General features: G+C 71.7%; 1 protein-coding gene. It reads right to left on the bottom strand.

Annotated elements, in window-relative coordinates:
* Positions 1-6539, bottom strand: a 6539-nt coding sequence (locus tag JHC79_RS12580) for a non-ribosomal peptide synthetase (RefSeq protein WP_296391235.1), incomplete at both ends; no start/stop codon positions are given.

The raw sequence follows: 6539 nt of genomic DNA on the forward strand, positions 1-6539 counted from the left end.
GGCGTACAGACCGAGCGCCGGCCGCGCGTCGGAGACGATCGTCTGTCGACGCGCGCTCGGGTCGGCGGCGTCGAGGTGGACGAACGCAGCGCCGGTGGATGCCACCGCCCACATCCCGACCACTCCGGTGACCGAGCGGGTGCCGTGGATGGCGACCAGATCACCCGGACCGACGCCGCGGGCGCTGATGGTCGCGGCGACGTCCCCGGCCCACGCGGCCAGCTCGCGGTACGTCAGCGTCTGACCCACTCCGTCTGCGAATCCCGGCTCCACCAGCGCGATCCGGTCTGTATGGCGGGCCACGGCCTCGGCGAGGAGGTCGCCGAGGGGTGTCGGATCCGCACCCTCGGACGGTTCCCCCGGACGTCCGACGTCGCCGAGGAGATGGTCGACGACGGGTTTCTCGGGTGCCGCGACCACTGCGCGGAGAAGGCCGACGAGGTCGTCGACCAGTCCGCGTGCGGTGTCGCGCTCGGCCATCGCGGTGCGGTGGATCAGCGCGAGGCGGGTCTCGGTGTCGCCCGCGACCAGCGCGAAGTCCAGTCCGAATCGTGCCCGGGGACGGTCGACATCGGCTCCGGTGCGCAGGATCGCGGCGCGCGCCGCGAGGCCGGACTCGTTGGTGAGGTCGGCGAGGAAGACGTCGGAGACCGCGGTGCCCACCGACGCACCACCCGCGTCGACGTGCTGGGCGATCGCGCCGGCGGGGAGGTCGGCGTGGGCGAACGAGTCGAGGTCGGCGACGGTCACCGACGCCAGCAGGTCGGTGAACGGCAGCTCGAGGTCGATCGCGGTGCGCAGGGGGACGGTACGGGCGAACATCCCGACGGTGTCGGCGAGCGCTTCGTGGATGCGCCCGGATGTCGCTGTGCCGATGACGATGTCGTCGGTGTCGGCGCGTCGGGCGAGCAGCGCGGCGAGCGCGGCGTGCACCACCATGAACACGGTGGTGTGGCTGCGCGCCGCGAACGCACGCAGCGCGCGGTGATCGTCGTCGGGCAGGTCGGCGGACTCGATGCCGCTGACGTCGCCGCCGGCCGCGGTGTGTGTGACACCGGGCAGGCGCAGCGGGGTGGGCGGGGTGGCGAAGGTCTGCGACCAGAAGGCGTCGAGCACCTCGCGCCGGTCGGCGAGCGACTCGAGATACCACTGTGTGTACGAGGCGAAGTCGAGAGCCTCGGGCATCCCCGCGGTGCGCCCGGCGAGCGTCTCGGTGAGTTCGCGTTCGATGACGGCCATCGAGTGGCCGTCGAAGGCGATGTGATGGATGGCGATGCCCAGGACGAGTTCGTCTCCCGCCGCGAAAACGGCGACGCGCCAGGGCACCTCGGTGGCGAGGTCGAACGGTCGGGAGAGGAGACGGGCCGCGGAGGCGAGGTCGTCGACCGGCACCGGCGCGAGGTCGAGGTCGATCGACTCCGCGTCCCAGAGCAGTTGGTGGGGGCCGTCGGCGTCCTCGGGGTAGCTGGTCCGCAGGGCGTCGTGCCGGTCGACGAGGAATCGGATGACCGGGGCGAAGCCGGTCGTGTCCGCTGCCGACAGCGGGATCGTCGTGGACAGGTGGTAGCCGGTGTCGGCGGGGTCGAGGCGCCACTGCAGCCAGATCTCCTCCTGCTGCGGGGTCAGCGGCAGGCGTGCCGGTCGTGGGCGGGGGGCGGGCGGAGGACCGGCCGGTCGGGCCGCGGCGTGCGGTCGGTCCATGAGCTCGGCCAGCATCGCCACGGTGGGGTGCTCGAAGACGTCACGGACGGTGATCGCCGGCGCCACCTCGCCGAGCGCGGCGGCCAGACGTGCCGCCGACAGCGAGTTGCCGCCCAGGTCGAAGAAGTTCGACGCGGCGCCCAGCGTGCCGACGTCGACCCCGGTGACCGCCGCGATCGTGGCGGCCACGACGTCCTCGGAGGCGGTGAGCGGCCGCCCGGTCCCGACATCGGTGCCCAGGGCGGCCATCAGCGCGGCGACGTCGAGCTTGCCCGAAGCGGTGAGCGGCCAGGCCGCGACGGGGTGGATGCTCGACGGGACGAGATGCGCGGGCAGCGTCGTCGCACAGTCCTGTCGGAGTCGCTCGACATCGAGTTCGTCACCGGGTCCGTGGGCGATGACGAAGGCCACCAGGGTCTCGTCGCCCGCCCGGACGCCGGGTCGGACCAGCACGCGGACGTCGGCGACGGTCTTCTCGGCGCGCAGCGCTGCGGCGACCTCACCGAGTTCGACACGGAAACCGCGCAACTGGACCTGGCGGTCGACCCGGCCGAGGTATTGGTGTCGGCGGTTGTCGAGGCGGCGCGCGTGGTCGCCGGTGCGGTACATGCGGGTGCCGGGTGGTCCGAACGGCGACGCGACGAACCGGTGGGCGGTCGGGGCGGTCTCCCCGAGGTAGCCCAGCGCGACCTGGTCCCCGATCGCGTACACCTCGCCGCGGGCCCCGATCGGGACCGGACGGAGCCTGCGGTCGAGAACCAGCAGCGTCACGCCGGGCAGGGCTTCCCCGACGATGCTGCGCCGATCGGTGGTGTCGACGACGCCGTGGGTGAGATGCACGGTGGTCTCGGTGATCCCGTACATGTTCAGCAGGCCGACCCCCGGCGTCTGCGAATGCCAGTCGTGCAGCGATTCGGGGATGACGGCCTCGCCGCCGAACACCACCCACCGCAGCGACGACCACCACCGGGCACTGATCTCGGTGTCGACCAGGCGCGCGAACGCGGTCGGGGTCTGACTGAGGATGGTGACGCGTTCGCGCTCGATGAGATCGAGCAGCAGGGCGGGCTCCCGGGCGGTGTCGGCGTCGACGATCACCACCCGTCCGCCGGATGTCAACGCCCCGAACAGCTCCCAGACCGAGAAGTCGAAGGCGGGCGAGTGGAACCACGTCCACACGTCGGTGTCGGTCGCGCCGACGACGGGCACGGCGGCGGCGAGCAGCGCGGCGAGATTTCCGCGTGTGACCACCACACCCTTCGGCGTCCCGGTGGATCCGGAGGTGTAGACGACGTAGGCGGGGGCGTCGGATGGCACCGGACCAGCTGCGCGTGCGCCCTCGCCTCGGTGGCGGATGGCGACGTCGACACCCGGGTCGGCGGGAGCCGGTTCGGCGTCATCGCCGACGGTGATCACCGCGGCCGGGTCACTCGCTGCGACAAGGGCGGAGATCCGTGCGGACGGATATGCGGAGTCGATCGGGACGTACGCCGCGCCCACCGACATCGTCGCCAGGACAGCGGCGATGGCGCCGGTCGACCGGGACGCCACCACGGCGACCCGGTCACCGACACCGATGTCGTCGTCGCGCAGGATGTCGGCGATCTGCTCGGCCCGGTCGATCAGTTCGCGATACGTCAGGTCGCCGGCGGCATCCGTGACCGCGACCGCGTGCGGCGTCGACTCGACGACGTGCAGGATCGCCTCGACGGGGTCGACGGTGATCGGCGCCGCCTGCACAGCAGCCGAGTGGTCGACCTCGATGCTCGTGTGCGGCACCGGACTGTCGGGGTCGGTCTCGGCGATGTCGGCGATCACCTGCGCCAGATGGCGGAGCATCCGTCGCGCGATCGCGGTGTCCACCCGCCACACACCGGCGATGAGAGTGATCGTCATCCCGGCTTCGGGACCGTGGTCGAGGACGCTGAACTCCACCGGCACCCGTGCGTGCGGAACGCGGATCGGGCGGACCGTCGGACCGCTCGCGGCCGCCGCCTGCGCGAAGGCCAGGATCACGTCGAGGTACGGGTCGGTGTCGCTGGTACGCGCGGGCGCCAGCGCACCGACGATGCCCTCGTAGGAGATGGCGCTGTGTGCGGTCGCCGCGGCGAGTGACTGCTCACTCGAGATCACCGCCGTGCCCACGGTCTCGTCGTCGGAGACCGCGGTGCGCAGGACGACGGTACGGACGTACATCCCGACCCCCGCAAGCTCGTCGACGGTGTCGCGACCCGCGATCGGTGTGCCGATGACGATGTCATCGGTGCCGGTGAACGTCGCGAGGGTTCGTACGAGCGCCACGTGTACGACGTGGAACAGGGTGGTGTGCGCCTTCTCGGCCAGTCGGCCGGCGGCGGCGCGTACCTCGACGCCGAGGTCGATGTCGACGTGCTCGGCCGGTTCGGGACCGGACCGGTCGACCGGCGCCGCACCCGGTCTGGGCAGTGCGATGTGCACGGGGGCATCGGCCAGTCTCGTCCGCCAGTACCCGGTGTCTGCGTCCACGGTCGACGGCCCGGCGGCCAACCGCCGGGCGTGGTCGCGATACATCGTCGGCGCGGAGTCCCAGGCCGGCGCGTGGCCGTTCTGGCGTGCGGCGAGCGCCGTCCGGAGGTCGACGGCGATCAGATCGAGCGACCACCCGTCGGCGACCACGTGATGGGCGACGAGCAGCACCGCGGCCCCCACCCCGTCGACTGGGCGGTTGCGGACATCGAGGACCGCCAACCGCCATCCGAGTCCGCCGGTGAGACGGAACGGGCGGAACGCCAGGGCCCGGGCCGTCGCGTCGAGATTCTCCGTGTCGACGGGTACGGGCGCCATCATGGCGTCGATCAACGCTGCGACGGTGTCGATGTCGAGCACGCGGGCGACGGGTTCGCCGTCGCGCTCGGCGAAGGTGGTCCGCAGGACGTCGTGCCGCTCGACCAGGTCACCGACCGCCGACCGCACGACCGCCGGATCGATCTCGCCGATGTCCTCGATCAGGGCCGGGAGGTGATAGACCGTGGACCGTTCGTCGAGCCGGTTGAGGATCCACAGCCCCTTCTGCTGGGGGCTCGGGACGTAGTCACCGGGCCCGTCCGCCGCGGTGTCGATCGCGTCGGCCATGACCGGCGCAGCACTCAGCGCGCGGGCGATGTCGGCGACGCTCGGCGCCGCGGCCAGGTCGGTGACCGAGAGTCGTCGTCCGGTCTCACGCGCCACCGCGACCGCGATGTGCATGTAGGACAACGAGTTCGCGCCGAGGTCGAGCAGCGGACAACGGGGGTCGACGGCGGATCTGTCGACGCCCAGAACGTCGGCGACGATCCCCATCACCTGACCGAGCAGAGGCTCGCCGTCGTGATCCACCGAGTCGCCTACGGCGACATCGACCGGGGCCGGGAGCGCACCCCGGTCGATCTTGCCCGAGGCGGTCAGGGGCCACGCCTCGACCGTCACGACGTGCGCGGGCACGGCCTGAGGCGGGAGCACACGGGCCACCGCCGCGAGAAGATCCGTCGATGCCACCGGCTCCGACGCGGGCGCCGGCAGCACATGGACGACGAGCGTTCCGCCGTCGATCGATTCCGGGTGGCGCAGCGAGGCGATGGCGTCGGCGATCGTCGGCAGCGCACGGAACGAGGCGGCCACCTCGCCCAACTCGACGCGGAAGCCGCGGATCTGCACCTGGTCGTCGGCGCGGCCCCCGTATTCCAGTCGGCCGTCGAGGGTCCGTCGCACGACGTCGCCGGTGCGATACACACGCTCCCCGTCGGCACCGGCCGGCGCCGCGACGAACCGCTCTGCGGTCAGACCGGCTCGTCCGCGATACCCGTCGCCGAGATGCGACCCCGCGACGTACAGCTCGCCCCAGACACCCGTCGGTACCGGGTTCAGCCATCGGTCGGCGACGATGAGGCGCGTGTCGCCGAGCCCTGACCCGATCAGCGACCGCGGATCGGACGGATCCACCTCGGTGACGGTCACATGGACTGCCGCCTCGGTCAGTCCGTACAGGTTGAACAGCTGTGTCCCCGGGAACGCTTCGGCGAACGCACGCAGCCGATCCGGTTGCAGCGCTTCGCCTCCGAACACCACCTGGCGCAGACGCCCGGGCTCACCGGCGCCCACGCCGTGATCGGCCAGCGGACGAAACGCCGACGGCGTCTGCGACAGGACGGTGACCCCGGAGTCGGTGAGTCGCCGCCACAACGACACCGGGTCGGCGACGGTCGGTGCGTCGATCAATACCACCGCGGCTCCTACCCGCCAGGCGGCGAACACCTCGAAGACGGAGAAGTCGAACGCCAACGAGTGGGTGCAGGAGAAGACGTCGGTCTCGCGGTGGCCGAGGGCGTCGCCGGTGGCGTCGAGCATGGCGACGACACTGCGGTGGCTCACGACAACGCCTTTGGGTCGTCCGGTGGACCCGGACGTGAAGATCACGTATGCCGCCGAGGCCGAGTGGACCTCGAGCGATGTCATCGGTGCATACGCGACGACGTCGGTGTCGATGTCGATGTCGCACCGCACCTGTGGTCGATTCCCGGCCAGGTGCGCGGTCTCGTCGACCACCGCGACGAGCACGGGATCGCAGTCGTCGAGCATCATCGCGATCCGTTGCGCCGGGGAGGTGACATCGACCGGGGCGTAGGCCGCACCGGTCATGAGGACCGCGAGATGGACGGTGATCGCGACGTCACTGCGCGGAACCACCACGGCCACCGTGGTTCCCGACCTGGCGCCGGCCGCGGCCAGGCGTCCCGCCAGCGACCGCGCCCGATCCCGCACCTCGGCGTAGGTGGACGATCGACCGTCGGTCACGAGCGCAGGACGACCGGGGACACGATCGG

This window comes from Williamsia sp. (assembly GCF_016462415.1).
GTDB lineage: Bacteria > Actinomycetota > Actinomycetes > Mycobacteriales > Mycobacteriaceae > Williamsia_A.